Annotated in this window: 27 protein-coding genes; 22 read left to right on the plus strand and 5 right to left on the minus strand. The window is 56.1% G+C overall.

Annotation, left to right across the window (positions count from 1 at the left end; all coding sequences use genetic code 11):
* Positions 1-187: 187 nt before the first annotated feature.
* Complete coding sequence (locus tag ACWHXT_RS15865) at positions 188-415, minus strand: hypothetical protein (protein WP_447956528.1); 228 nt, start codon at positions 413-415, stop codon at positions 188-190.
* A gap of 163 nt (positions 416-578) precedes the next feature.
* Between ACWHXT_RS15865 and ACWHXT_RS15870 the strand changes: the two genes are divergently transcribed.
* The 11 genes from ACWHXT_RS15870 (at position 579) to ACWHXT_RS15920 (ending at position 6,470) form a co-directional block, all read left to right on the plus strand.
* Complete coding sequence (locus ACWHXT_RS15870; RefSeq protein WP_447956529.1) at positions 579-1,190, plus strand: S24 family peptidase; 612 nt, start codon at positions 579-581, stop codon at positions 1,188-1,190.
* Between the two features lie 25 nt (positions 1,191-1,215).
* Entirely contained in the window at positions 1,216-1,833 is a 618-nt protein-coding gene (locus tag ACWHXT_RS15875) for a BRCT domain-containing protein (RefSeq protein ID WP_447956530.1), read from the plus strand.
* A gap of 89 nt (positions 1,834-1,922) precedes the next feature.
* Complete coding sequence (locus ACWHXT_RS15880; protein ID WP_447956531.1) at positions 1,923-2,117, plus strand: hypothetical protein; 195 nt, start codon at positions 1,923-1,925, stop codon at positions 2,115-2,117.
* A complete protein-coding gene (locus tag ACWHXT_RS15885; protein ID WP_447956532.1) occupies positions 2,114-2,452 on the plus strand; it encodes a hypothetical protein in 339 nt (112 codons plus the stop codon). The genes ACWHXT_RS15880 and ACWHXT_RS15885 overlap by 4 nt, the downstream gene beginning before the upstream one ends.
* Positions 2,449-2,778, plus strand: coding sequence for a phage antirepressor KilAC domain-containing protein (locus ACWHXT_RS15890; RefSeq protein WP_447956533.1), 330 nt, complete (start codon positions 2,449-2,451; stop codon positions 2,776-2,778). The genes ACWHXT_RS15885 and ACWHXT_RS15890 overlap by 4 nt, the downstream gene beginning before the upstream one ends.
* Positions 2,771-3,169 (plus strand): pyocin activator PrtN family protein, encoded by a 399-nt coding sequence (locus ACWHXT_RS15895; RefSeq protein ID WP_447956534.1) that lies wholly within the window; start codon positions 2,771-2,773, stop codon positions 3,167-3,169. The genes ACWHXT_RS15890 and ACWHXT_RS15895 overlap by 8 nt, the downstream gene beginning before the upstream one ends.
* Positions 3,170-3,199: 30 nt before the next feature.
* Positions 3,200-3,553, plus strand: a complete 354-nt coding sequence (locus ACWHXT_RS15900; RefSeq protein ID WP_447956535.1) for a hypothetical protein — start codon at positions 3,200-3,202, stop codon at positions 3,551-3,553.
* Positions 3,554-3,609: 56 nt separating this feature from the next.
* On the plus strand, positions 3,610-4,410 hold the full coding sequence (locus ACWHXT_RS15905; RefSeq protein ID WP_447956536.1) for a DUF2303 family protein: 801 nt from the start codon (positions 3,610-3,612) through the stop codon (positions 4,408-4,410).
* A 66-nt stretch (positions 4,411-4,476) separates the two neighbouring features.
* Positions 4,477-4,722, plus strand: a complete 246-nt coding sequence (locus ACWHXT_RS15910) for a hypothetical protein (protein WP_447956537.1) — start codon at positions 4,477-4,479, stop codon at positions 4,720-4,722.
* Entirely contained in the window at positions 4,719-5,165 is a 447-nt protein-coding gene (locus tag ACWHXT_RS15915; protein WP_447956538.1) for a hypothetical protein, read from the plus strand. The genes ACWHXT_RS15910 and ACWHXT_RS15915 overlap by 4 nt, the downstream gene beginning before the upstream one ends.
* A 150-nt stretch (positions 5,166-5,315) precedes the next feature.
* A complete protein-coding gene (locus ACWHXT_RS15920; RefSeq protein WP_447956539.1) occupies positions 5,316-6,470 on the plus strand; it encodes an Arm DNA-binding domain-containing protein in 1,155 nt (384 codons plus the stop codon).
* Here ACWHXT_RS15920 and ACWHXT_RS15925 read toward each other — a convergent pair whose 3' ends face one another.
* Positions 6,471-8,165: a reverse transcriptase domain-containing protein gene (locus ACWHXT_RS15925; protein WP_447956540.1), complete on the minus strand. Its 1,695-nt coding sequence runs from the start codon at positions 8,163-8,165 to the stop codon at positions 6,471-6,473. It abuts the gene before it with no gap.
* A gap of 421 nt (positions 8,166-8,586) precedes the next feature.
* Here ACWHXT_RS15925 and ACWHXT_RS15930 point away from each other — a divergent pair, with 421 nt between their 5' ends.
* Positions 8,587-8,787, plus strand: a complete 201-nt coding sequence (locus tag ACWHXT_RS15930; RefSeq protein ID WP_447927209.1) for a hypothetical protein — start codon at positions 8,587-8,589, stop codon at positions 8,785-8,787.
* A 27-nt stretch (positions 8,788-8,814) separates the two neighbouring features.
* Here the strand turns inward: ACWHXT_RS15930 and ACWHXT_RS15935 are convergent, their stop codons facing one another.
* Complete coding sequence (locus tag ACWHXT_RS15935; protein WP_447927210.1) at positions 8,815-9,489, minus strand: GntR family transcriptional regulator; 675 nt, start codon at positions 9,487-9,489, stop codon at positions 8,815-8,817.
* A 286-nt stretch (positions 9,490-9,775) separates the two neighbouring features.
* Between ACWHXT_RS15935 and ACWHXT_RS15940 the strand changes: the two genes are divergently transcribed.
* The 7 genes from ACWHXT_RS15940 (at position 9,776) to mgtE (ending at position 17,822) form a co-directional block, all read left to right on the plus strand.
* Complete coding sequence (locus ACWHXT_RS15940) at positions 9,776-11,158, plus strand: flagellar biosynthesis protein FlgA (protein WP_447956541.1); 1,383 nt, start codon at positions 9,776-9,778, stop codon at positions 11,156-11,158.
* An 86-nt stretch (positions 11,159-11,244) separates the two neighbouring features.
* A complete protein-coding gene (locus ACWHXT_RS15945; protein ID WP_447956542.1) occupies positions 11,245-12,210 on the plus strand; it encodes a tripartite tricarboxylate transporter substrate binding protein in 966 nt (321 codons plus the stop codon).
* Between the two features lie 87 nt (positions 12,211-12,297).
* Positions 12,298-12,759 carry a tripartite tricarboxylate transporter TctB family protein gene (locus ACWHXT_RS15950; RefSeq protein ID WP_447530122.1) on the plus strand — a complete coding sequence of 154 codons (462 nt, stop codon included), beginning with the start codon at positions 12,298-12,300 and terminating at the stop codon, positions 12,757-12,759.
* A gap of 36 nt (positions 12,760-12,795) precedes the next feature.
* Positions 12,796-14,283, plus strand: a complete 1,488-nt coding sequence (locus tag ACWHXT_RS15955; protein ID WP_447530123.1) for a tripartite tricarboxylate transporter permease — start codon at positions 12,796-12,798, stop codon at positions 14,281-14,283.
* Between the two features lie 21 nt (positions 14,284-14,304).
* Entirely contained in the window at positions 14,305-15,591 is a 1,287-nt protein-coding gene (otnK, locus tag ACWHXT_RS15960; protein ID WP_447956543.1) for a 3-oxo-tetronate kinase, read from the plus strand.
* The gene (gene otnC, locus ACWHXT_RS15965) at positions 15,588-16,235 is read left to right on the plus strand and encodes a 3-oxo-tetronate 4-phosphate decarboxylase (protein ID WP_447956544.1); all 648 of its coding nucleotides are present in this window, start codon (positions 15,588-15,590) and stop codon (positions 16,233-16,235) included. The genes otnK and otnC overlap by 4 nt, the downstream gene beginning before the upstream one ends.
* 231 nt (positions 16,236-16,466) lie before the next feature.
* Positions 16,467-17,822: a magnesium transporter gene (gene mgtE, locus ACWHXT_RS15970; protein WP_447927215.1), complete on the plus strand. Its 1,356-nt coding sequence runs from the start codon at positions 16,467-16,469 to the stop codon at positions 17,820-17,822.
* Between the two features lie 15 nt (positions 17,823-17,837).
* Here the strand turns inward: mgtE and ACWHXT_RS15975 are convergent, their stop codons facing one another.
* Positions 17,838-19,517, minus strand: coding sequence for a methyl-accepting chemotaxis protein (locus ACWHXT_RS15975; RefSeq protein ID WP_447956545.1), 1,680 nt, complete (start codon positions 19,515-19,517; stop codon positions 17,838-17,840).
* A 401-nt stretch (positions 19,518-19,918) separates the two neighbouring features.
* On the opposite strand from ACWHXT_RS15975, the gene ACWHXT_RS15980 reads away from it, so the two are divergent.
* Together ACWHXT_RS15980 and ACWHXT_RS15985 are read left to right on the plus strand one after the other, a co-directional pair.
* Positions 19,919-20,665 carry a sulfite exporter TauE/SafE family protein gene (locus ACWHXT_RS15980; protein ID WP_447956546.1) on the plus strand — a complete coding sequence of 249 codons (747 nt, stop codon included), beginning with the start codon at positions 19,919-19,921 and terminating at the stop codon, positions 20,663-20,665.
* A 293-nt stretch (positions 20,666-20,958) separates the two neighbouring features.
* Complete coding sequence (locus ACWHXT_RS15985) at positions 20,959-22,506, plus strand: sensor domain-containing diguanylate cyclase (RefSeq protein ID WP_447956547.1); 1,548 nt, start codon at positions 20,959-20,961, stop codon at positions 22,504-22,506.
* Positions 22,507-22,541: 35 nt separating this feature from the next.
* Here the strand turns inward: ACWHXT_RS15985 and ACWHXT_RS15990 are convergent, their stop codons facing one another.
* Positions 22,542-23,072, minus strand: a complete 531-nt coding sequence (locus ACWHXT_RS15990) for a winged helix DNA-binding protein (protein WP_447956548.1) — start codon at positions 23,070-23,072, stop codon at positions 22,542-22,544.
* Between the two features lie 215 nt (positions 23,073-23,287).
* Between ACWHXT_RS15990 and ACWHXT_RS15995 the strand changes: the two genes are divergently transcribed.
* Complete coding sequence (locus tag ACWHXT_RS15995; RefSeq protein WP_447956549.1) at positions 23,288-25,135, plus strand: ABC transporter ATP-binding protein; 1,848 nt, start codon at positions 23,288-23,290, stop codon at positions 25,133-25,135.
* Positions 25,136-25,172: the final 37 nt, after the last annotated feature.

Genomic DNA, 25,172 nt, shown 5'->3' on the forward strand with positions numbered 1-25,172 from the left:
ATTACTCCCGTCTCTATGCCATGCAAGCCCGCCGCCAATCGGTTATATTGGAAACGTGCTGCAGGCTATGCATTGGTGTGCGCACACGCAGAGAGTGTCTGTGGTGGACGTTAAAGCTCTCTGCACCTCGCCGGGCAGGACGACCTGTGGTGGGAAGGTCTGCCCGGCACCCTATCAAAGCCGCTGGTTAGGCGGCTTCGAGTTCTTCCTTACTAACTCCGTAATGCTCCAATATTTCCAGCAGGGAAACCTTCCCTTCGCTGGCACGGGCCAGTGAACGCATGAATTTCAATGATGCTCCTCGAGAGCCGCTTACTACATGTGCTCTCAGGTACTTGGTCGAAGTTCCGGCACGCTCAGCAAATGCTTCAAGCGAAGGCTCGTCTAGTTTTTTGAGGTAATCCCGAAGCTTCATTTCAATGTCTCCTGAAGGTCATATAGTCAAGATGACACCTAAAGATAAAAAAGTAAATACCTCTATGGTTATCGCAACCTCTTAGGTTATGCGTAATTATAACCTCATGAATATATATGACCTACGCCTACAGCTGCTGCGGCGAGTGATGGCTCAGAGAAAGATGAACTTGCAAAATCTGGCAGACAAGCTGGATCGAGCGCCTAGTCAGTGCAGCAGCTTCGCGGGCAAAAATCCTTCCAAGAATATCGGTGAGCGCCTTGCCAGGCATATCGAGAAGAACTTACAACTCCCGATCACCTATTTAGATGATGTCCGAAACTTGGAAGAGCCGGTCAAAGAAAACCACAACACCCATGACATCCACGATGCGGATATTTTGGCTCCAGTAGGCCATTTGCTACCCGTCATTGGTATGGCAACCGCCGGCGCTCTCAAGGAAGCGTTTGAGGAGGCCGAAATCGAAGAATATGTACCAGCCCCAGGTTCGTGCAGCCAGCGCGCCTTCGTGCTGATACTTGACGGCATCAGCATGCAACCGGACTTCAATCCCAAGGATCGAATCGTTATCGATCCCGAAGCGGAATGGGTCTCTGGTGATGTCGTCTACGCCCGCTGCAATCAAAACAATAGCGGGACATTCAAGGAGATCCGGTACGAGGATGGGGACTATTACCTTTGCGCCAAGAATCCTAAATGGGAACCGCAGTACATGAAGATGGACGACACCTGGGAAGTGGTCGGCAAAGGTCTATACCTCGTTAAGGTTCTCTGACGCTTAACCGCAAAGGGGAACGAAGATGGAAGAATACGCACCGCTCAAACAGTACGTGCAGGCGCGCGTGCAAAGCCGCTCACTTGATGAGCTGATAGGCTTGGCTCGCGGCTTGGCCGCCGATGGCAGAATCATCAAGGCTGAGGCTGAATTCCTACAGCACTGGCTCAGGCAAACCACCGCGCTGGCTGAAGATCCCGTTTACCGGATACTCTACGCCCGCGTCAACGAGATGCTTGCCGATGGTCAGCTTCACGACGATGAATCTGCCGAGCTGCTGGAAATGCTTCACACGCTGACCGGCGACCATGGCGAACTCAAAGCCTTCCGCAGCCCTACTCGCCTGCCGCTTGACGATCCGATGCCCACCATCGACTTTCCTGACCGCACCTTCCTGTTCACCGGTATTATGGCTTTTGGCCCTCGCAGCGAATGCCAGCTTTTGATTACCGATCGCGGGGGCGCCTGCAAGTCGTCAATGTCCAAGAAAGTCGACTACTTGGTTATCGGCACCATCGCTAATGAGGAGTGGATGTATTCCAGCCATGGCCGCAAGATCGAGCAAGCACTGGCCCTAAAAGACAGCGGCCACCCAGTTATCATTGTGGATGAAGATCATTTTATGAAGCATGTTTTTATATAACCATCTAGGTTTTTAACCTCAACGGTTGACAGATAACCTTGAGGTGTTTAAAACTCATTGTCGTATCCGCCCACCACCGGAGCACGACAATGCACACCAATGCCCAACCCTGCCGGGTGCTCATGCACCCGGCCGCCGGTAACAGCCACATCGCGATTGCGGCCATGCAGGCCACCACCGGCCGCATCGCGGCCCGGCGCACCGGCTCGACATCCCACACCATCTACCTGCTCACCCCTGAAGAAGCGGCGCGCTATCAGCGCATGCAAGGCGGTGCGGCATGAGTTCTATCATCCCCATTCAGCCTGCGGCCACGATCGCGCAAACTCACCGAGACGCGATCGCCCATATTCAGGATCTGGCAATCACCATTAGCCTCCAGGGCGAGCGCGCGGTGAATGTTGAATACAGCGGCAACGTTCAAACGCTCACTGTCGAGGTTCGACGCTTATCAGAAATTGAAGTGAGCAACTTTGTGGCAGAAAGCCGGCATAACATCGAGTTGCCAAACCCCCGCGACGTTTGGCCCCAACCCGAGAATGCACTGCCGCAGCTGCAAGCGCTGGCCCGCAAACTCGAAGACCTCCTAACCCCACCAGATGGAGGAAACGCCGCATGACACCGTTCCCAAACGAATTCCAGGCCACGCCGGCGCGTACATTAGGCCGCCGCTACTCGCTGAAAGAAGCCGCCGCCCTGCTCGGTACCGGCCGCACCACCCTGTGCCGCCAACTGCGTGAGATCGGCATGCTCGATGCCCGCAACGTCGCCACCCGCCCGCACACCAGTGCCGGGCGTCTGGTCGTCGAGCTCAAATCGTTTGAGCACACCGGCACCAGTACCGAGCGGCCCTATGCCAAAACGCTCGTCACAGAGCGCGGCCTGCTCTACATCGCTAACCGCCTGCGCATCCAGATAAAGCGCGAGGCAGCGAACGATGAATGAGCCGATGCCCAACTGGGACGAAGCGCCCGTCGACAACAGCACCGTCGGCCTGCTCTACCAGCAGTTCGGCAAGGTAATGATCCCGCTCGAAGACGTGCGCACCGCCCTGTTCCGCAACCGCAGCGCCGAGCGCTTCCGCCGCGCACTGCGCGAACGCACCATTCCGCTGCCAGTGATCGTGCTGGACGGTAGCCAGAAAGGCATCGCGTTTGTGTGCATCTACCAGCTCGCCGCGTTTCTCGAACACCACGCCGTCGAAAGCGCCCGCGCCCGGGAAGTGCTGTTCACCACGCCAAAGGCCGAGCGGCGCCTACGCCAGCGCATGATCGACGCTGTACCCACCACCCAGTTTCGCGACGTGGCCAACGCCACGCCGCAAACCCCGGCCTGACGGCCAACACCACCACGAAAGGAAACGACAATGTCAGACCAACCCACCAGCACCGACATCAATAGCCTGCTCGACGACCTCGACGCCGGCATCTTCCGCGAGAAGCTCGCCCGCGCCCTCAGTGACGCCGCCGCTGGCTGCGTCCAACACGGCAAGGCCGCCGAAGTGACGGTCAAGCTCTCACTCAAGCAAATCGCGGACAGCTCCCAGGTCGACTGCGCCCACAAGCTCAGCTACGTGGTACCCACCGCCAAGGGCAAACGCTCTGAAGAGAACACCACCAAAACCCCGCTCTACGTCGGCCGCGGCGGCAAGCTCACGCTGTTCCCCGAGAACCAGGGCAAGTTCGAGTTTCAGGAACAGCCCAACACCCAGCACGCCTAACCAGCGCGCTCTGACACACCCACACCACACGCACACCAATGCAAAAGGAACGCACCATGGATCACCAAGCCATCGAGAAGATTCAAGACCTCGTCCACGCCGCACAGATCGGCAACCCCGGCACCGACGTACCCACCATACTGGTACCGGAAGGCTACAAGCTGGTATCGCTCGAGCAGTACCAGACCGCGCCCAGCCGCTTCCGCGGGGCGTTCTCGACCAGCTCGATCGAGGACTACGCCAACTACGTCAACGACGAGGACACCGCCCGCGTGTTCGTGGATATCGACGCCATGAGCGGCAAGGCTTTCTTTGATCTTGGCCGCGCCGACACCCCCGGCCACGGCGAGCACACCGCCACCCTCCGCCTGGAAAAGACCGCCGCGTTTGAGGCCTGCCTGGACGCCAACGGCAGCACCTTCGCCCAGAAAGAGCTCGCGCACTGGATCGAAGACTGGCATCACTGCATCACCGGGATCGACAGCAACGGTCAGGAATTGACCGCCAAGCAGCTGGCCAACGCCGTACGCAAGATTGAAATCAAGGCCACCAGCGAGCGCAGCCACGAAGAAGGTGACTGGAACACCAAGCGCAGCGGCATGGACGCCCTGGACGCCACCACCGGCGACAGCACCCCGGATATCATCCGCTTCCACTGCCTGCCCTACGAAGGCCTCAGCTTCCGCACGTTCGAGATGCGCGTCTCAATCCTGGCCGACGACACCAAACCGCGCTTGAAACTGCGTATCGTCGGCCTGGAAGCCGCCCGCGAGGAAATGGCGAAAGAGTTCAAGCAAGTGCTGGAAAACGAACTCGACGAACACACCACCCTGCTACTGGGTTCCTTCAACAAGTAAGCCGCACCACCGCCCCTCCGCTGCCCACCACCAGCGGCGGGGTTTTAACCTCACGGGAGCACACCAATGCAATCAGCACACGCTGAGGCCGCACCGGGCCCACAGTACCCCCAGTTTCAATTCATCGAGTTCAACCCCCGCCGCAAGATGCGCGGCGCCGAAGCCGCACGCGTCGAAGTCATTCACAGCGAAGGCGACCACGAAGAGCTCTGGATGTCACCGCGCGACCTGCGCGCGAACATCAAGCTGTATGGTCAGCACGAAGCACTCACCAAGGCACTGGCCGCGTACCAGAACGGGGGTCAGCCATGAACTACGAAGCTTGGCGCGCCACCTACCAAAACAGCGAACAGGCCGCCCGCGCGGCCTTTGATGCCGCACAGCGCAGTCACCAACAGCTGCAAGAAACCCGCCACGCCTGCCTCGCGCTTGACGCCAACCTGCAAAACCTCGTCGCCGCCGTCATCGCCCAAGGCGCGGGCCCCGCGCTGCAAGCCGCGATCGACGAAATGCCCGCGCATAGCCTCGCCAAGCGCGACGCTGAAAAGCAGGCCGAAGCCGTCTCGGAGTTTGCCAAAGAGGTATGGAACGAGCTGTTTAAGCACTACCGCACCATCAAGGTCTTTCCCCTCACGATGGCCAAGGAATGGTGTGAAGAACGCATGACCCAAGCGCCTGGCATTAAGCCCGAAACGATGCCAGGCCAACCCGCCGCCGATGCAGGCACACTAGGAGGCGACCATGCTGCCAATTGATCACGTCACTATAGGCCGCTTCAGCGAGCTAACAGGCTACAGCGAGCTCGCCATTCGATCGAAGATCAAGCGCGCCGAGTGGCGGGAAGGGGAGCAGTTTTTCAAAGCGCCGGATGGGCGCATTCTGATGTCACTGGAGGGGTACGCAAAGTGGGTAATAAAGGGAGCAACCAAGACGGGGTCCGGGCAGCTTCGGCCCGTAGTATCGAAATCGACTTCATCTACCAGGGCGCCCGCTGCCGCGAACGCCTCAAGCTCGAGCCCACCCCCGCTAACCTGAAAAAAGCGGCGCAGCATCGCGCCGCTATCCTCTCAGCGATCGACGCCGGCACCTTCGACTATCAAGTCACCTTCCCCCGCTCGAAGCGCGCCCGCAAGTTCCTGCGACAAGACCGGCTCGACAACTACCTGAATACCTGGCTCGAGGCAAAGAAGCCCACGATCAAAGCCAGCACCCATAAGGATTACCGCAAGATCATCGAGGGGCAGCTAATTCCCCAGTTCGGCCACATGATGCTGGCCGAGCTCAACCGCGGCCACGTCCGCACCTGGGCGGCCACCCTCACCTGCAGCAACAAACGGATCTCGAACATTATCAGCCCACTACGCGCCGCAATGGACGACGCCATGCACGACGAGCTGATCACCAGCAACCCACTCGCCGGCTGGCACTACCGCAAGATCGAACCGCCCAAAGAGGTCGATGATATCGACCCCTTCGCCGCGGAAGAACAAGCCGCGATCCTGGCGGCGCTACCCAGCGACGGCGTGCCGCTGATTCAGTTCGCGCTATGGTCAGGCCTGCGCACGTCAGAGCTAGTCGCACTGGAATGGGGCGATATCGACTGGCGGCAAAAGCGCTGCCGGATCACCCGAGCGATCACCCAAGCAGGAAAAGGCGAAGCGGAAACCACGAAGACCACGGCCGGCACCCGCACGATCGACCTGCTACCGCGCGCCCTGGACGCCCTGAAACAGCAAAAGGCGCTCAGCCTTCTCCACCCCAGCGGCCGCGTGTTCCTCAACCCCCGCACCGGTGAGCCCTGGCCGGGTGATCAAGCAATAAGGAAAACGCTCTGGACCCACGCCCTCAAACGCGCCGGCGTCCGGTACCGCCGCCCCTACCAAACCCGCCACACCTACGCGAGCATGATGGTCAGCGCCGGCGAGCCGCTGGCATGGGTCTCGAAGCAGATGGGGCATACAAGCGTGGTGACAACTGCGAGGATTTATTCTGGCTGGATACCGACGACAAATAGTCAGGCAGGCATGCTGGCTACGAAAGCTTTCTCCAATAATTCGTAGTTAACCGGGATAAGCTTCATCATATATTTCTTGCATTATATTGAATAAATTCCGGAAGCCTTCATGATCCATATCATTAAAACCTTGCTTTCCTTCAAGAACGGATTCAGCGAATGCATTTTTTGATAGACTAACTTTTTCTTTACTACTTAAATTGAAAACATTATCGTCTAGAATCAAGCCTTGCTGAGGTTTTGTCCTGACGACATTCTCTAACTTATGAAAGCCTTTATCATCAAATTCAGAATTTAAATATATCCTTCTATTTAAATCATTAGTTTTTCGTAGATCTTGATCAGTATAGTACATCTCAATACAAAACTTATTTTCTTCAACTCTATGCGAAGGCCTAGGCGTCAGTACTGCCCAAATATTATTACCATAATTTCTTACGTATTCATTTTGATGCATCTTAAGCTTGTTAGTAGTATTATTGTCATCATCATCGAAAAGAAAAACCTTGAATTGGTCGTTTTTCTCTCTTTGACTGTACTCAAGAACTTTTAATAAATCAGAAGCACCACTCACTCCAGCTTGACGGTTAAAGCTAAGCTCAAGGCCAAGAAATTCACCATTTCTTTTAAAACAATTCAAAGCAAACTTTATATGCTTTTCATCAGTAACACCTTCAGTGTAGACTATCAATTTATTGTTACTTACAGGAATAAACCCTCTTTTATTAAAAATATACTTAGCATCTAATCGACTAAGAAGTTGTGCGTACTTCATGTAAACAGTGTCACCATAGCCCTTAATATACCCTAGGTATTCTACCTTCCCTCTAACAGCTAATCTAAAAGATTTTTCATAAGCAAAATTAACTCTGGAGGAGTTGTATTTATGAGCAGCATACCTATAGCCGTGCTTCTTCCAAGAGTCCAGCATAGCCCTTAACTGAAGTATAAAACTTCTATCGATATTAAGCTTTTCGTTTATTTTAATACCTGCCAGAATTTGTCTGTTATGCTTAAAAGCAACTGAGGTCTTATGTTTATTTATTTCGAAACCATGATTTTCAAAAATTTTTATTAATGCCTTATTAACAACAATACTACTCAATGTGTCATCGTAATTGATCGTGCAAACTGATGAAGGCATGCTTTTTCTATAAGTTGATAAAAATATATCATCTGCATACCTAGAATACTTACATCTTATAGATTTAGCATATTTTAGCAAGTCTATATCTAAACCTCTACAGATAAAGTTAGAAATTATAGGTGATGCAGGAGAGCCCTGAGGAAGCCTATCATCTTTACAGCAAATCTGAGCTAATATAACGGCTACTTGATTAGAAAAAGAAAATGGCTTTGATTTAAACAAGCCAATAACTCTCCCAATATGAACGGTTGGAAAAAAATCTTTTATATCCACCTTAAATAACACCTGCGCGCCGAGATGTACTTCAGCGTTCTTCTTTATGCCACCATCTTTGACGTAAGCATAAACTCCTGGCTTTGGCTTATAGATTGAATACAGTATTGATGCAATTTCACGCTGGATTTCTTTAAGCGGCTTAATTGGTGCATCTATAATTCTTTTACCGCCCGCTCTTTTCTCTATCTCGAAAGTAGAATACTTTTCCTCAGGACCTAGCTTATATAAAAGATAGTTTAGCTTGCCCACCTTGAGCCCAAAAAAATCAGACAGGCTCGCTTTACTATCGATCAAAAGAAATTTATTGATGCTTTCCATAAGATGTGGCCTCGGGCTCCACATATCGCCTTACAGGTAACATTGTAACGTCCAGTCCAATATTCCGGCAAAAGTAGGCTAAATTGAAAGTCCTCGCGCCAAGGAGTAGCTCCTCAGTCTAGAAACAGCCCGAAGGCCACCTAAGCTTTTTAACATCGATATATCTTTACTGTAAAGAACCTGTGTCAGCATTATGTTAGCTTTTATATTTAATTCGTTGATTTAACTGTTCTTTACGCGGGTTCAATTCCCGCCGCCTCCACCAGACACCCCACAAAAAAAGCACCTTCGGGTGCTTTTTTTGTGCCTGTGAGATGGACGCACCCCCCGGAGTCGAATTTTTTAGGCAAGCTGGCGCCAAGCCCCTTCTGCCAATTTATAGCCTAAACTACAGGAAACGACTTTTTGGAGGCGAAGCGATATGGATCAACACGTCATCGATGCGATACGCCAGAAAGAGCAGTTACCCGAGAGCATGAGCGACGAGGCCATTGCCAAAGAGTACAAGGGCACTTATACCGCCGCCCGGGCAGCCGTGAGCCTCGATCATAAGCCGCTTGATCAGGTGATGGCAGATACCATGGCAAAAGTGCTGCCCTTCATGCGTAAGAACAAAAAGTAGACGTGGCGCTAGCGCTCCTATCGGTCTTTAAGCCGATGTATCACGAACGGGTTCACCGTTAGCATACTTGATCCAGGTTTTACCCAAATGGTTGCGTAGCTCATGCCCTACCTGTTTGCCATCGCGCGCCTCTAGCGCCTTCAGAATGGCTTCGTGCTCCTCCATGGCGGTCGCCCACTTCTCGTTTTTTTGATTCGAAAGGTAGCGGACGCGGTAAAGCTGGCGGCTCAAGTTGGCGTGCATATCGATTAAGGTGGAATTTCCAGAGAGCGCCACGATCCGATTGTGGATATCCTGATTCAGACGAAAGTAATTCTGCCGATCTCTTCTCACGAAAGCCGCCTTCATCTCGTAATGAAGCGCCTGAAACTCTGCAATATCCTCTTCAGTAGCCACGGCGCAGGTAAGCTCCGCGGCAGCCTGCTCCAGCACACTAAGTACGTACGCCTTCTCCTTCATGTCCGCCGCACTCACATCCGCCACCACGGCTCCCCGGTTGGGAGAGATCACCACGAGCCCTTCGGCCGCAAGAATTTTCAACGCTTCACGCAGGGGAGTTCGCGATACCTGAAGCTCGACGGCCAGCGTACGCTCGGGCAAGCGCTGGCCCGGCTGAAAATGATCCATCACGATATGCTCACGCAAATAGGTAGCGACTTTTTCTACCAACCCGGCATGACTGACTTGAACGGTCTCTTCCATAGCGTTATTCACTTTTGTTAGCGACGAGCAAGAGTGGCATACCAAAAAATACCTTTCAAATAAATCGGCAACTTCAAACGTAATGCTTCTCCATAATATTCATGTACTTATAGCCAATCATGAACAAACAACTACTAAAGTAGCATGGGCGATGCGTTGACCCTCCAAATGGTATACCACTACATTCTTTCGATCCGTGTGTCGTTTTGTTATGTCATCGAGGCAGGTATACATTCGTTCTCTTACTGTTGTCTGCTATCGATTTATCAGGAAATACCCTTTATCTATGAACTATTTACAACATTTTGAAACCGCTAAAACGGTCGAAGCCTGCATTGCGGGCGCGGGCGACTTTGGCCGTGGCGTACTGCGCCAGGCACGCCAGATGGAAAAGTTGTCAGCGCGTATTGCGATCGATATCAATCCGGAAAGAGCAGCTGACGCCTTACGCCATGCGGGTATTTCAGATAAAGATATAATGGTATGCCATTCTGGCGCGGAAGCTGAAAATGCCTGGGAGAAAGGCTTTTTCATTGCGACGGCGTCTTTCGATACCGTGGCCACACTACCGTTCGACATCCTGGTTGAATCCACCGGCATTCCGGATATTGGCGCGCAATATGCCGAGAGTGCGCTGCTGGCCGGCAAGCACGTGGGTATCGCGACCAAAGAAACCGAATCGGTGGTAGGGCCCTACCTGACGCGTTTGGCAGAACAGCAAGGGCGAATCTTTACGCCGCTCGACGGCGACCAACCAAGCCTTTTGATCGGTTTGTTGACCTGGGCGAAAACCCTGGGCTTTGAAATCGTTTCAGCCGGCAAAAGCAGCGAATACGATTTTATCTGGGATGAAGCCCGGGGCTGCGTTATTTGTAACGGCGCCACCTACGATGCCGCTGACATGGCGTCGCTCTGGACACTGGATGAACGCGATCCACGTGCGACGGTGAAAGCACGCAGCGAGGCCCTCTCCGCCATCCCACAGATTTCAGTGCCCGACCTGTGCGAAATGGTCAATGTCGCCAACGCCACCGGCCTACAGCCCGACCTGCCCGAGTTTCATGCCATGGTGTTGCGCACCCACGAAGTGCCCACCCTTCTGGATACCCAAGCCCACGGCGGCGTTCTTCAGGGCCCCCAGCGACTCGAAGTGTTCAACTGCCTGCGTCGACCTGACGAGCTGAGCTTCGCTGGCGGCGTGTTCGCCGTAGTGCGCTGCGAAGACCCTCACGTTTGGCAGTTGCTTCGCGACAAGGGGCACGTGCTCAGCCAGAGTGGCGATAGCGCCATGGTCTATCTACCGCGGCACTTGCTCGGGCTCGAAGCGCCGATTTCACTGCTCGATGCGGTACTCAACGGCATCACCTCCGGCGGTGGCCACGCCACGACACCCAGGTTCGATCTAACGGCGCGCACCACTCAGGCGATCCCGGCGGGACAACTGCTCGAGATGAAAGGTCATCATCGCCATATCGAAGGCTTGCGCCCGGAGATCCACCCCGCCGCGGCGCTTTCCGGTGATGCCAACGTGCCGTTCTATCTGCTGCCGGGGGCGAAAGTAGTTCGCGATATCGCCCCGGGCCAGCCGATTACGCTTGCCGATATCACTTTGGCTGAGAGCAAGTTAAAAGAGCTTCGCCTCAAGCAAGATGCGCTTTTGAGCCCGTAACACCTTACGTCCGGGCAATAGAGGCTATTGCCCTTTTCCCATGTAGACAGTCCCTAAAAGCAACAACAATCGCTCTGGAGAAAATCATGCCTACTCAGTTCAGTATCAAATACGCCGCTCTCGGGTTAGCCCTGCTTGGTGTCGCCACCTCTGTCAATGCAAGCGACGCCGACTCGTTCCCCAGCAAACCCATCCAGTTTCTGGTGGCCGCCGGCGCTGGCGGCGGCACCGACAACTTCGCCCGTGTGGTTCGCCCCATGTTCGAAGAAGCGGTGGGTGGTGCGCGCATCACCGTGGTCAACCTGCCGGCCGCTTCCGGCGCCCTGGCTCACCAACGCACCGCAAACGGCGCCGCCGACGGGCATACCCTGGATTTCGCCTCTACGACGCTTGTGACATCGCTTGCCGCCGGGCAAAACCCGGTAGGTCTGGATCAGCTGACGCCTATCGCGCGCATGCAATCCGACGTCATGGCGCTGTTCGTCAATCCGGAGCGCTTTGAAGATTTCGAGGCGTTCATGGCTTACGCCGAGGAAAACCCGGGCGAAGTCACCGTGGGCGGCACCCATACGGCGAGTCCGGACCACATGGCGTTTCTGTCACTGGTGGATGCCTCGGGGCTGGATATGAACTTCATTCCCTACGACAGCACGGGTAACGCCACGGCGAACGTGCTGGGCGGCAACATCGATGCCACCACGACGTCACTGAGCCCGCTTTTGAGCTATATCGACGCAGGCCAGATGGCGCCGATTCTGATTTTTAGCGACGAGCGTCTCGAAGATTATCCGGAGGTACCCACCACGGTGGAGCACGACTGGGATCTGACCGACGGTAACGACCGCGCCATTTTCGTACATGCCGATACCCCGGCGCCCATTGTTCAGCGCCTGCAGGACGCCTTTCAGGAAGTTTACGACTCCGAGGAGTACCAGAGCTACGCCGAACGTGTGAATTTGGATTATCGCGATGGCTGGATGAATGGCGATGAGTATCGTCAGCGCCTGGAAAACAACCTCGAGCTTTATTCGCGGCTTCTACAAAACGACTGATAGACAGATTTGTAAAAGCGTTACGTTCTGTTTGCTTCAAAGACCGGTCAACTGACCGGTCTTCCAATGTTCCCCTCAGGATTGGCCATGCACGTCAGAATCACTATTTTCGCGCTGGGGATCGTGCTACTTGCGGTTGTTGGGCTTTACCCGACGCTGCAGTTTCCAAGCTCGGCGCAGGTCTCCACCTTCATTGGGCCACGGGTTTGGCCTTTAACGCTGCTCGCCGTTTTATGCGTACTTGGACTCGTGCTTTTGGTGCTGACCTGGCGCGATCCCACGCGCGGGGTGACGGACGACGAGCCCCCTACCCACCGCTTCTCTTTCTCTCTGGGACGTACGCGTCACTGGTGGTTCATGGCCGCCGCCGCCGGCTACACGCTCTTGATGCAAAGCGTCGGTTTCCTTATTGCAAGCCTGGTGTTCACGCTGGTCGGCACGCTGTTACTCGGCGCCCGCTCGTGGGTGACGATCACCATTACCCTGGTGGTGGCAGCGGCGCTCATGCAGGGCGTGTTCGTATCACTGCTGGGCATTCCCATGCCGTAAGGCTGCCCCCATTCCCCACTTTCCAGGGAGTCGATCATGCTAGAAAATTTCTTGGGCGGGTTAGCCGTGGTGATGCAGCCACTGAACCTGCTGCTATTAACCTCAGCCGTCTTTATCGGTTTTATCGGTGGTGCGCTCCCCGGCATCAGCGGCGTGATCCTCGTGGTCATTTTGCTGCCAGTGACCTACGGCATGGAGCCCACCACCGCCTTCATGGTGCTGACCGCCATTTATGGAGCCACGGTCTTCTCGGGACTGATTACCGCCATTCTCTACCGCGCCCCCGGCACCCCCGAGGCGGTCATGACGGCTTTTGATGGCTACCCGATGACGCAGCGGGGCGAAGCGGGCAAGGCACTGGGCATCGGCGTTTTGAGCTCGGCGATCGGCGGCATCGTGGGCACCATTGCCCTGATCATCTTTACACCGGTGCTGGCCACCATGGCGCTGAGATTTTCATCCCCCGAGTACTTCGCGCTGGCCGTGCTGGGGCTAACCGTGGTGGCTTCACTCGGCGGGCGGCTTATCTTTGGCTTGATCGGGGCGGCGCTGGGGCTATTTATCGCCACCATCGGTATCGACCCCTTGACCGGCACCAGCCGCTATACCTTCGATAACCTCAACCTGGCGGAAGGCGTCGGGCTAATTCCCGTGATCGTCGGGCTTTTCGCGGTGTCCGAGGTCATGAAGCGCACGCTGGATCACGCGAGCCACCAGCCACTCAAGGAAGTGAAGGTCAAGATTTTCGACCTGCCCGTTTTGCGTCAGATTGGCGCTACGCTGTCTCGCTCCTCGATCATTGGCGTCGTCATCGGCATTTTGCCGGGTATCGGGGCCAGTACCGCCGCCATGGTCAGCTACAGCGAAACGGTTCGCTGGTCCAAGCACCCGGAAAAATTCGGCAAGGGCGCCCCGGAAGGCATTGCCGCCCCGGAGTCCGCCAATAACGCCGCCGCCATGGGGGCGCTGGTACCACTTTTCGCCCTGGGCATCCCGGGCAGCGGTACCACGGCCGTCATCCTGGGCGCCTTCATCATGCACGGCCTGCAGCCGGGGCCGATGTTCATGCTCACCAGTAGCGACTTGATCTATGCGGTCTTTGCCGGCCTTTTCATCGTCAATTTCATGATTTTGCTCTTCTCCAAGCCGTTTATCGTGCTGTTCACCAAACTCTTGAACGTACCTTACTCGGCGCTGGGCCCCATCATCATCATGTGCTGCATCGTGGGAACCTTTTCGGTGCGAAACTCGATGTTCGACGTATGGCTCATGCTGGGCTTTGGTGTCGTGGGCTACTTGCTCGAGAAGATCAACTTCCCCATGGTATCGATCATTTTGGGGCTGGTGCTCGGCCCCATTGCCGAGAGTGAGCTTCGCCGTTCGCTTTCGATGTCCCAGGGAAATTTCGGCATCTTTTTGGATCGCCCGATTAGCGCCACGCTCTTGGCCATCGCCCTCTTGTTGCTCACGGCAACGTTGATCATGCCGCTGATTAAACGCGCGCGGCGCCGTACTGCTTCTTAAGCCGGGATTTGGAGAACGAATATGACGATCGTACTAGGCGCTATCGCCGATGACTTTACCGGCGCCACCGACCTGGCCAACAACCTGGTACGCGGCGGCATGCGCTGTGTGCAGGTGATCGGCGTGCCCGACGCCCTGCCCGACTTGCGCGATGTCGACGCGGTGGTCGTGGCGCTCAAATCCCGCTCCTGCCCCGTGAATGAGGCGGTTGCCGATTCGCTCGCCGCGCTCGACTGGCTGCGCGAACTGGGCGCCCGGCAGTTCTTTTTCAAGTACTGCTCGACGTTTGATTCAACCGATCAGGGCAATATCGGCCCGGTGGCCGATGCCTTGCTCGACCGCCTGAAGGCTTCGCAAACCGTCCTGGTGCCCGCCTTTCCGGTCAATGGGCGTACGGTCTATCAAGGGCATCTGTTCGTCGGTGACCGACTCTTGAACGACAGCGGCATGCAGCACCACCCGCTCACGCCGATGACCGATGCAGATCTGGTGCGCGTGCTCTCGAAGCAAACGCCGCACGCCGTGGGCCTGGCCTCGCGTGGCGTATTGACCCAAGGCGCCGAAGCCACGCGCGACCACCTCGCCGCCCTGCAGGCGGACACCGTTCGTCACGTGATTTGCGACAGCGTTGATGATCGTGACCTGGAGGTCCTTGCCGAAGCGACCGTCAATTTAGCGCTGGTCACCGGCGGTTCGGGCCTTGGCCAAGCCTTGCCCGCCCAATACCGCCGGCAAGGGTGGCTGGACAAGATCACCGAGCCTGGCCGCCTGCAGCCCGCCTCGGGCAGCGCTCTGGTGCTCTCCGGCAGTTGCTCCCGGGCAACGCTTGCTCAAGTGGATGATTTCCTGGCGTGCCATCCGGAAGGCGGCTTTGCGATCCATCCGCTGGATCTGGCAAACGGTGATACTCACTGGAACGAAGCCCTGGCATTTGCGCTTGCGCGTATCGAGCAAAACGCCCCGGTACTGGTGTATGCCTCCGCCGATCCGGAGAAAGTCAAAGCGGCTCAGAACCAGCTCGGCGTGGAAAAGGCCGGCCACCTGGTCGAAAACGCATTGAGTCAGCTCGCGGTATCGCTGGTCGACAAGGGTGTCGGCCGCCTGCTGGTGGCCGGCGGCGAAACCTCGGGCGCAGTGGTGTCCGCGCTGAACATTACCGCGCTTCGTATTGGCGAGCAGATCGATCCAGGCGTTCCCTGGACTCAGGCGACACTGGACGGCCATACGGCGCCGCTTTCACTAGCGCTGAAATCAGGCAATTTTGGCGGCGTCGATTTCTTCACTCGAGCGTTTGAGGTGTTGTCATGAGCAAACACGAGCAGAACCAGCTACGCGAACACATCAGCTTGCTCGGAAAATCGCTTTTCGATCGCGGCCTGACCATGGGCTCGAGCGGCAACATCAGCGTTCGCCTGGACGACGGCGGCTGGCTGATGACGCCCACCAATGCGTGTCTGGGCCGGCTGGATCCGGCGCGCATTTCACACCTGGATAAAAACGGCCAGCTCTTGAGCGGCGACAAGCCCACCAAAGAGCACTTCCTTCATACGGCCATGTATGACGAGCGGCCGCAGTCCGGCGCTATCGTACATCTGCACTCGACGCATTCGGTGGCCGTCTCGTGTCTACCCAACATCGCCCCCTGCGACTGCATCCCCCCCATTACAGCTTATTACGCCATGCGCGTCGGTAAGCTTCCGCTGGTGCCTTACCATATACCCGGCGATGAAGCGCTGGGCGATGCGGTACGTGGTTTAGCGGGCCAACATAGCGCGGTTCTGTTGGCCAACCATGGCCCGGTCGTCGCCGGTAAAAACCTGGAAGCCGCCGTCTACGCAACGGAAGAGCTCGAAGAGACGGCAAAACTCTTTTTGCTACTTCGTGGCGAGAGCCCCCGTATCCTGACGCCTGAACAGGTCGCGGCACTCGAGGCGCGGTTTCCACGCGACTGAGTATCAAGCGCGACTCCGCCCTTTTCTTCGAGGCGATAACGGCAGCGGCTCTTAAGCCCCTCTTGATCAACAAGTGGGGCTTTTTATGCGCCGTACCCCGGGATGTCGTGCGCATTGGTAATCCATTGTGGCGTATAGCTTTCCACGCAGGTACACCATAGACTGAAAGGTGGGCCATTATACCGCTACGCACCCCCTCTTTTACCGATCATGCGCCCAAGGAAGGATTTCATGGCCGACGACGAACCGTACACCGATGGCGAGACGCCGCTTCTCTATATTCAAGAGCGACTCGATGAAAACGACACGCCGGCACTGAAGACCCTGTTCGACGATCTTGAAACCCTGGAAATAGCGCGCATCCTCGAATCCTTTCCCACCAAGACGCGTAACCTCTTGTGGGAACTCATCCCCGCTACGCTGATCGGCGAAGTGCTGGCAAGCGTCGATGAAGATATCCGTGCGGACTACGTCGAAGATCTGTCGATCAGCGATATCGAAAACATCGTCAGGGGCCTGGACGCCCAGGACGTGGCCGAAGTGCTCGAGGTGGCTGACGAGGACGTCAAGACGAGCGTTTACGCAAGCCTCGACGACAATATTCGCGCCCAGGTAGAGAACCTGCACGCCTACGAAGAGGATGTCGTGGGCCGCTACATGGACCCGGAGACGGTCAATGTAAAGCAGGGTGTTTCCCTTGAAGCCGTACAGCGTTATATCCGCATCCATCACCTGCTCGACGATGAGTCGCAGCAGGTCATGATCACCGATAAAGACAAACGCCTGCTGGGTACGCTGACGCTGATCGACTTGATCAAGCAGCCCCAGGACGCGGTGGTCGATGACTACATGGATGACTTTTTTACGCTCAACGATCAGATGAAAGTCAGCGACGCCGCTATTTTGCTGCGCTCAAAAGAGCTGCCCTTCGTCCCGGTGTGCGATAGCGACGGCTTGCTGGTGGGCCAGCTCAATGCGGCAGATGTTCTGGAAATCACCCAGGACGACGCGGATCTAACGCTGAAGCACCTTTCCGGCGTCAGCGACGAAGAAGAGGTGTTCACGCCCATCGTGCGTAGCGCCAAAAGCCGCGGCGTATGGCTGGGCATCAATTTAATGACGGCTTTTTTGGCGGCGTTCGTCATCGGGCGGTTCGAGGCGGTGCTGGATCAAATCGTAGCGCTGGCGATTCTAATGCCGGTGGTCGCCAGCATGGGGGGAATCGCCGGCAGCCAAACGCTAACGGTGGTGATCCGTGGCCTGGCCCTTGGCCAACTGGCCGGTAATAACAAGCGCTGGCTCTATAACAAGGAGCTTTGGGTCGGCATGAGTAACGGCCTGGTCTGGGCACTGGTGGTGGGCGCTATCTCCTATCTTTGGTTTGGCCAGGTGCTCATCACCGTGGTCATCACGCTGGCCATTTTTATCAACATGAGTCTGGCGAATATCTCGGGCGTACTGATCCCCTTGGTCTTGAAGCGGCTGAAGATCGACCCCGCGCTCTCCGGCGCGGTTATCTTGACCACCGTGACCGATGTCGTCGGCTTTCTATCGTTTCTGGGCCTGGCGACGGTGATTATTTTATGAAGATGGGTACCCCCTTCACCTCGCGGGCGCTTTATCGAGCAAAGGGCGACCGCTCGTATTAGCCATTAGAGGGTGTTCTGACAGCTTGAATTTCTCCACGGCCCCCACCAGGTCGTGGGCCTGATCCCTAAGGCTTGCGGCGGCCGCGGCCGACTCTTGAACGAGCGCCGCGTTTTGCTGGGTGGTGTGATCGAGCTGGCTGATCGCCTGGCTCACCTGGCTAACGGCGGCGCTCTGTTCGCTGCTGGCACTACTAATCTCTCCCACGATATCGCTGACGTGCTGAATCGATGCAACGATGTCTTGCATGGTGACGCCCGCCTGATCCACCAGCTGGGTGCCTTTACCCACGCGCTCTACGCTGATACTGATCAATGCCTTGATCTCTTGAGCCGCTTGCGCACTGCGCTGGGCCAAATTACGCACTTCACCGGCCACCACGGCAAAACCGCGGCCTTGCTCACCGGCCCGCGCCGCTTCTACCGAGGCATTCAACGCCAAAATATTGGTTTGAAACGCGATACTGTCGATGACACCCACGATATCGTTAATCTGGCGGCTGCTTTCATTGATGTCTCGCATGGTCTGTACGACCTGCTCCACGACACCGCCCCCTTCCCGAGCGACCGTGCTGGCACTGGCGGCAAGCTGGTTGGCATTCATGGCGTTTTCAGCATTTTGGGTCGCGCTGGAGCCCATCTCCTCGATCGAAGCCGAGGTCTGCTCAAGCGCCGAGGACTGCACCTCGGTGCGCTGGCTCAGGTCGTCGTTGCCCTGCGCGATTTGCGCACTCGCCGTCGCGACGCTTTCGGCGTTACGGCGCACATCGAACACCACTTGGGCAAGACTTGCGACCATCGACTTTTGCGCCATCAGCAGCTGACCGATTTCGTTTTGGGAGTCGGGTTCGATACTGGTCGATAAGTCGCCATCGGCGACGGCCTGGGACTGCTGAACGGCTTGACCCAGCGGCCGGGTAATACCTCGCGTAATGACGACGGCCGCGCCTACCGATATCAGCACCGCTAATAACCCAAGTACCAGGGTCGACAGCATCGCCTGATAGTACCGGGCATCGCCATGTTCCATCCCCCGCTGCGCGGCGACGAGCTGCTCATCGATCAGTCGATTGATCGTCGCGCTTATAGGGTCGATGGAGGCGTACAAGGCGCCATCGTGAGCGTCGAGCCTGCCCACGGCCCGCCCTGACATGGTTTGCAACGTTTGCTCGAGCCCATCCAACGCGCGGTTGGCTGGTTCAAATAGCGCCTGGGCCTGATCGGCTATCGCCGCCTCCTCGGCCGTCAGCGTCGTCGTTATATAAGCTTGCCAGCGATCAGCAATGACATCGCGGGCGCCATGAACCGCCTCGAGCGCCTCTTCGGCGCTCATTAAGCCCGCGTTGGCCTTGTTAACGGCATCGATGACATCCACCGCATAAGAATCCGAAATCACTTTAAGATCCTGCAAGGGGACCACGCGATCATAATAAAGAGAACTCATGGTGTCGTTAATGCTGCGAAGGCTGAACGAGTTCAAAAGCCCCGTAAACACTAAAAACAAGACAGGCACTAAAAACCCTAAACCAATCTGCTTACTAATAGAAAGGTCCTTGAATTTCATTATGTATATTCCATTAGGTGATAGAGAACTCAGGAAGGGACACTCGCTGAACAGTCGTTTTATAGGCGCCATTGCGGTTGAAGATCGAACGCTTCAAAGCGCTTTTTTATAGGCGTTTCCTTTTACTACCAACACCTTGAGGCCAGCCTGCTGAACGAACCATGCCAATCAGCGGCGGTGCAGAGTAATACGATCGAGCTGACTGCCCCATGATAAAAAGCGGAGTTTCGTCGTCGATCACCCATTTCCGATATGTCTAAAAACGGCCAAAACCATTAAAACTTCAATTCATTTAATCTATTCAACTAAATAGCCAAAAACCATTAACACACTGATAAAAGTCGAAAATCAGTTCAAACAAGACGGTAAGGAAGTAATGACGTGTTACTATCCTCCGCCGAAAGCGAGTCGGGTGCCCGACTCGACTCTTTCACGACGCGTTGCAGACTTCACTTTATTAGACCAGGGTCCCCATGCTTCCCGATTACTCCACCACCGCCTGGATATTGATCGTTTTTGCCGTGTACCTCACCGGCGTCTCCAAGGGTGGTTTTGCGGGAGGGTTCGGCACGCTTTCGGTGCCGCTGATGGCGCTGGTGATCAGCCCGACCCAAGCGGCGGGACTGTTATTACCGCTGCTTTTGGTGATGGACGTCTTCGCGGTGAAAGCGTGGTGGGGCAAGCACGATATGGCAGAAGTGTGGCGCTTTCTGCCCGGGCTCTTTATCGGCGTGGCGATCGGGACGCTGCTGTTTGGCAGCTTGAGCGATCAGGGCGTTCGGCTGGTACTGGGGCTTTTATCGCTGGTGTTTGCCGTTTACATGCTGTTAAAGCCGGTCGCCAAAAAGCCCATCTCCACACGCTGGGCTCTGCCCGCGGCAAGTGTGTGCGGGTTCACGAGCTTCATCGCCCACGCCGGCGCACCGCCGCTCAACGTGTATCTGCTGCCGCGCAAACTTGCCAAGGAGACGTTCATTGCTACCTGTGCGGTGGCGTTTGCCATCGTCAACGCCATCAAACTCGGACCGTATCTGTGGCTGGGCGAAGTCAACCTGACCAGTGCCTGGGCCTCGCTTTTACTGGTACCGGTGGCGTGGGTGGGGGTGCGTAACGGGCTTTGGCTGCAAAGCCGAGTGAACGATGTACTGTTCTACCGGCTGGTCATCCTGGCCATGCTACTGGTGGGCACCAACCTGACCGTGCAATCCCTAAGCGCTTAGCACTAAGATTCCTGGCCCGAATGAACGCATCTACCGGGGCGTAAGCGCGACAGAGTGCCTGTACCTTTCGCCAATTGACGCAAACGAGCGGCGGCCTCATTGTCACGACACGCGCGCCCGAAGAATTGACGACACTTTAAATCAGCGGCTTTCGACTAATTTAAAATAGCAATTTCTGCTGTATAGAGAAGACGTTATAGCGTTTTAACGACGACGCAAGTCCTTTAAAAGTATATGCTTTCGTGAGGCCATAATAATCGCTTATTGCGCTGAGCATTGCATATGGAGAGAAGATGAAGAGCCATTCAGTGGCTAACGGCACGCTCTATGCAGCGCTGTCGGAAAAGTTGCCCAGCTTTCTAAGCAAATCACTTTTGAATACGGCCTCGTTGCCGTCGATGCCGGCGGTCGCCATGCAGGTGCTGGAGGTCGCGCGCATGCCGGACGCGTCGCTCAAGGAGTATGCCTGTGTCATCGAACACGACCCGGCGCTTACCGCGCAGTTGATTGCGGTGGCAAATACGGCGCATCTCGTGCGCGCGCCCAACCCCGCGCAAACGAGCCTTGAGGCCACGCAGCGCTTGGGCACCGACGCGACGCTGGCGGCAGTTTTGAGCTTCGCACTGTTTAAAGACGACCAAACCAACGAGATCGCCATACCGGTCTGGCAGCGGGCCATTACCTCGGCGGCGATTGCAAGCCAGCTTGCCCGAACGCTCTGCCCCGATTACCTGGGCCAGGCGTTTACCATTGCGCTGCTGCAAGACATTGGCATTTTGGCGCTGCAAATGGCTTACCCCGAGGAAGCGACCACGCTCTACACCCAGCCCGACCGCTCTCACATGCGGCTCGCCAAAGAGGAGCGCCAGCGCTTTGGCTGCGACCATACGCTGATTGGCGCGTGGCTGGCGGCCAAGTGGGGCCTGCCGGAAAATATCGTCACCGCGATCGACGAGAGCCACGACAGCGTGTTGGCAAAGGCCCCGTTCGACATATGCGTCCGCTTTTCAGGTCCGCTGGCGGATGCGTGGCTATCGAATACCCCGGCTCAGTCCTTTGCAACGCTGCTTTATGAACTCTCTGCCTCGGATACCGAGCACGTGGTCTTGCTCGAATCGCTGTTCCATCGAATGCATCAGCAGATCAATCTGTTAAGCGACCTACTCAAGCTGGCCGTGCCGTTGCCTATCGATAGCCAGGAAGTACTGAGTGAGGCGAAACAGCTGCTGTTTCAGCACGCTCTCGCTATTAGCGCGCGGCTGGAGGCACAGCAGGTGAGCTTCAGACAATTGGAGCATCAGCACGACGCGCTGCTCGAGCGAAGCCGTATCGACCCTCTCACGCAGTTGGCCAATCGCGCCTGGCTCGATGAACAGCTTCAGATGCGTTTTACCCTGTGCCGTCAGAAAAACCGCACCCTGTCCGTGGTATTCATCGATCTTGACCACTTCAAAAGGCTCAACGACCAACACGGCCACCGCGCCGGTGACAACGTGCTGCAGCGCTTTGGCAAAGTGCTCGCTTCGCTGGTCGACGCCTCGGATATCGCTGGGCGCTACGGCGGCGAAGAGTTTCTCATCATCATGCCCGATGAAACGGCGCAAAACGCCGAGCGGCTCGCGCACCGCATCATGGCGTTACTCGAAAAAGAACCCATGTTCTACAGCGGCGAAACCCCGCTTCATATCTCCGTCTCTATCGGCATTGCCTGTGTGCAAGACGGTGTATTCGACAACGAGCACGAACTGATCGCCGCCGCCGACCAGAGCATGTACCACATCAAGCGCGCCGGGCGCAGCGGTGTGGCAATTTACGGGCGTCAGGCTTTATCCGGGCCTTGAGCGGGACCTGCTCGATTTGTATCTCCCAACACCGCCTATAACGAAGCGGCCGACCGGGCGGCCTGATCGTAAAGCCCGGACATGGCGCGCAGGATACTCGCCAAGCGGCTAATCTCGCTGCGTTCGATCCCCATCGAGTCAAGAGACTCGATCAAGCACGCCTCACGGATCTCAGCGTAACGTTTGCACGCGTTACGCCCGGGTTCCGTCGTACTAAAAAGCGTCTCTTTCCCCTGTTTTTCGCCCACCACCAGCTCCAGCTTTACCAGCTTTCGCAGTGCGTACGTCACGGTATGGGTGTCCTCGACGTTCAGGACCAGGCAAATATCCCCTTGCCGTTTGGCCCTGTCACGATGATTGACGCTATGGAGCACTAAAATATCCAGCGCACCGAGTTCTGGATACCCCGTTGCATTCATGCAACGCACCATCCAACGGTTGAACGCATTGCTGGAGATGATCAGCCCGAACTCGAATTCGGAAAGCTCATGTGCTTTATGTGACAAATGTTCGGACGAAACGATGGGGCTTCGTCCAGACCGTTTTTCAGCGTGCTCCTCACTCATTATTTTCACTCAATTATATTTAATATTAATGGCTTGTTTTGGCATTGCCCAATTGAACAAGCGACCATTATCAATGGTTTTACCCCCGTTTGGGAAATGCACTCAAACAGCGGAATACGACGTTAGTCGTATTTGTAATGGACGATGCACGATTGACATAAGAACACCATGTAGATAATTTCTAGATAAATTATATAAAAAGTGTAGGTAACTTCGTGTCTTCAATACCGCCTCTACTCTCTGTTCAATCGCTCGATATCGCATTCGGCTCTAACCGAGTCGTCAAGGATCTATCGTTTGATCTTTACGCGGGCCAGACACTGGCCATCGTCGGCGAATCCGGGTCGGGAAAATCGATGACCTCGCTGGCCACGATGGGGCTGGTGCACTACCTCAATGCCCATATCCCCAACGGTAAAATCCTGTTTCGCCCAACGCCTGATAGCGCCGCGCAGGATCTAACCCAGCTATCCGATAAAGCGATGCGCAGCATCCGCGGCAAAGAGATTTCGATGATCTTCCAGGAACCGATGACATCGCTCAATCCGGTTTACACCATTGGAGATCAGATTACCGAGGTGTTGCTACTGCACGGTGAATATACGCGAGCCACCGCGCGGGAAGAGGCGCTTAGACTGCTACGCCTGGTACGGCTGGCGGACGCAGAATCGTTACTCAAACGTTACCCTCATCAGCTCTCGGGCGGAATGCGTCAACGCGTCATGATCGCCATGGCGCTGGCCTGCAAACCCAAAGTGCTGGTCGCCGATGAGCCCACCACCGCGCTGGACGTTACGATCCAGGCGCAAATTCTGGCCATCATCCGCGACCTTCAGCAAGAGCTTGGCATGGCCGTCATCTTCATTACCCACGACATGGGGGTCGTGGCGGAAGTCGCCGATCATGTCGTGGTCATGCGTAATGGCGTAAAAGTAGAAGAAGCGGAGGTGGGCGCGCTTTTCAAGACCCCTCGCGAGCCTTATACCCAAGCGTTACTGGCGGCGGTGCCGACCCTTGGCAGTATGCAAGGCGAAGCGCTCCCCCGGGCCGAACCCCTCGTGATCTTCGACGGCCAACGGATCAAAACGCAAGGTGAGCCGGTGACCCAGGACACCGTGCGCGCTCAGGAAGAGCCCGTGGTCAGCGTGCGCAATTTGGTAACGCGCTTTGATATCAACCAGGGCTTTTTTGGCGGTGTAAGCCATCGGGTGCACGCGGTCGAAAACGTCAGTTTCGATATTTACCCCGGCGAAACGCTGGCATTGGTGGGCGAGTCCGGTTCGGGTAAATCCACGATCGGGCGCACCATCCAGCAGCTTCAAAAAAGCAACAGCGGCGATATCGTTTTCTCCGGCAAATCGGTTGCCAGCATGTCACGCGGGGAAAAAATGAAACTGCGCCAAGAGGTGCAGTACATCTTCCAGGACCCCTTCGCATCCCTCGACCCGCGTAAAACCGTAGGGTTCTCCGTGGCCGAGCCCATTCATACCCACCGCTTGATGGGCGACCGCCAACGTATCAAGCAGCGCGTCAACGAGCTTCTGGAGCGGGTGGGTTTGAAACCCGAGCATGCCAGCCGCTACCCCCACGAATTTTCCGGGGGCCAGCGCCAGCGTATCTGCATTGCCCGCGCTTTGGCCTCCAGGCCCAAGCTCATCATTGCCGATGAGGCGCTTTCGGCGCTGGATGTGTCTATTCAGGCGCAAATCATTCACCTGATGATGCAGCTTCAGCGCGAAGAGGGCCTGGCGTATCTGTTCATCAGCCACGATATGGCGGTCGTCGAGAAAATGAGCCACCGGGTGGCGGTGCTTCACCTGGGGCAAATCGTCGAAATGGGGCCGCGCCAGTATGTGTTCGATACGCCCCAGCACGACTATACCCGGAAACTTCTTTCGGCCGTCCCCGTCGCCGACCCGCACCACCGCCGTGAACATCTGCTGCTGGATGGAGAGATTCCAAGTCCGATCCGCAAGGTGGGCGATGAGCCCACCGTGTTGGCGCTCGATGAAATTGCCGCTGGCCATTTCGTCTCCCGCGGTGGCGCATCGCCACGTCTTTAGTCTTTAGCCTCTACCCTGATCACGCCCATAACAAGCG

This window comes from Vreelandella halophytica, assembly GCF_968193635.1.

What these genes read in the sequence shown, in the direction of transcription:
- ACWHXT_RS15865 (WP_447956528.1), bottom strand. Translation starts at nt 415, where the DNA reads ATGAAGCTTCGGGATTACCTCAAAAAACTAGACGAGCCTTCGCTTGAA.
- ACWHXT_RS15870 (WP_447956529.1), top strand. Translation starts at nt 579, where the DNA reads ATGAACTTGCAAAATCTGGCAGACAAGCTGGATCGAGCGCCTAGTCAG.
- ACWHXT_RS15875 (WP_447956530.1), top strand. Translation starts at nt 1,216, where the DNA reads ATGGAAGAATACGCACCGCTCAAACAGTACGTGCAGGCGCGCGTGCAA.
- ACWHXT_RS15880 (WP_447956531.1), top strand. Translation starts at nt 1,923, where the DNA reads ATGCACACCAATGCCCAACCCTGCCGGGTGCTCATGCACCCGGCCGCC.
- ACWHXT_RS15885 (WP_447956532.1), top strand. Translation starts at nt 2,114, where the DNA reads ATGAGTTCTATCATCCCCATTCAGCCTGCGGCCACGATCGCGCAAACT.
- ACWHXT_RS15890 (WP_447956533.1), top strand. Translation starts at nt 2,449, where the DNA reads ATGACACCGTTCCCAAACGAATTCCAGGCCACGCCGGCGCGTACATTA.
- ACWHXT_RS15895 (WP_447956534.1), top strand. Translation starts at nt 2,771, where the DNA reads ATGAATGAGCCGATGCCCAACTGGGACGAAGCGCCCGTCGACAACAGC.
- ACWHXT_RS15900 (WP_447956535.1), top strand. Translation starts at nt 3,200, where the DNA reads ATGTCAGACCAACCCACCAGCACCGACATCAATAGCCTGCTCGACGAC.
- ACWHXT_RS15905 (WP_447956536.1), top strand. Translation starts at nt 3,610, where the DNA reads ATGGATCACCAAGCCATCGAGAAGATTCAAGACCTCGTCCACGCCGCA.
- ACWHXT_RS15910 (WP_447956537.1), top strand. Translation starts at nt 4,477, where the DNA reads ATGCAATCAGCACACGCTGAGGCCGCACCGGGCCCACAGTACCCCCAG.
- ACWHXT_RS15915 (WP_447956538.1), top strand. Translation starts at nt 4,719, where the DNA reads ATGAACTACGAAGCTTGGCGCGCCACCTACCAAAACAGCGAACAGGCC.
- ACWHXT_RS15925 (WP_447956540.1), bottom strand. Translation starts at nt 8,165, where the DNA reads ATGGAAAGCATCAATAAATTTCTTTTGATCGATAGTAAAGCGAGCCTG.
- ACWHXT_RS15930 (WP_447927209.1), top strand. Translation starts at nt 8,587, where the DNA reads ATGGATCAACACGTCATCGATGCGATACGCCAGAAAGAGCAGTTACCC.
- ACWHXT_RS15935 (WP_447927210.1), bottom strand. Translation starts at nt 9,489, where the DNA reads ATGGAAGAGACCGTTCAAGTCAGTCATGCCGGGTTGGTAGAAAAAGTC.
- ACWHXT_RS15940 (WP_447956541.1), top strand. Translation starts at nt 9,776, where the DNA reads ATGAACTATTTACAACATTTTGAAACCGCTAAAACGGTCGAAGCCTGC.
- ACWHXT_RS15945 (WP_447956542.1), top strand. Translation starts at nt 11,245, where the DNA reads ATGCCTACTCAGTTCAGTATCAAATACGCCGCTCTCGGGTTAGCCCTG.
- ACWHXT_RS15950 (WP_447530122.1), top strand. Translation starts at nt 12,298, where the DNA reads ATGCACGTCAGAATCACTATTTTCGCGCTGGGGATCGTGCTACTTGCG.
- ACWHXT_RS15955 (WP_447530123.1), top strand. Translation starts at nt 12,796, where the DNA reads ATGCTAGAAAATTTCTTGGGCGGGTTAGCCGTGGTGATGCAGCCACTG.
- otnK (WP_447956543.1), top strand. Translation starts at nt 14,305, where the DNA reads ATGACGATCGTACTAGGCGCTATCGCCGATGACTTTACCGGCGCCACC.
- otnC (WP_447956544.1), top strand. Translation starts at nt 15,588, where the DNA reads ATGAGCAAACACGAGCAGAACCAGCTACGCGAACACATCAGCTTGCTC.
- mgtE (WP_447927215.1), top strand. Translation starts at nt 16,467, where the DNA reads ATGGCCGACGACGAACCGTACACCGATGGCGAGACGCCGCTTCTCTAT.
- ACWHXT_RS15975 (WP_447956545.1), bottom strand. Translation starts at nt 19,517, where the DNA reads ATGGCGCCTATAAAACGACTGTTCAGCGAGTGTCCCTTCCTGAGTTCT.
- ACWHXT_RS15980 (WP_447956546.1), top strand. Translation starts at nt 19,919, where the DNA reads ATGCTTCCCGATTACTCCACCACCGCCTGGATATTGATCGTTTTTGCC.
- ACWHXT_RS15985 (WP_447956547.1), top strand. Translation starts at nt 20,959, where the DNA reads ATGAAGAGCCATTCAGTGGCTAACGGCACGCTCTATGCAGCGCTGTCG.
- ACWHXT_RS15990 (WP_447956548.1), bottom strand. Translation starts at nt 23,072, where the DNA reads ATGAGTGAGGAGCACGCTGAAAAACGGTCTGGACGAAGCCCCATCGTT.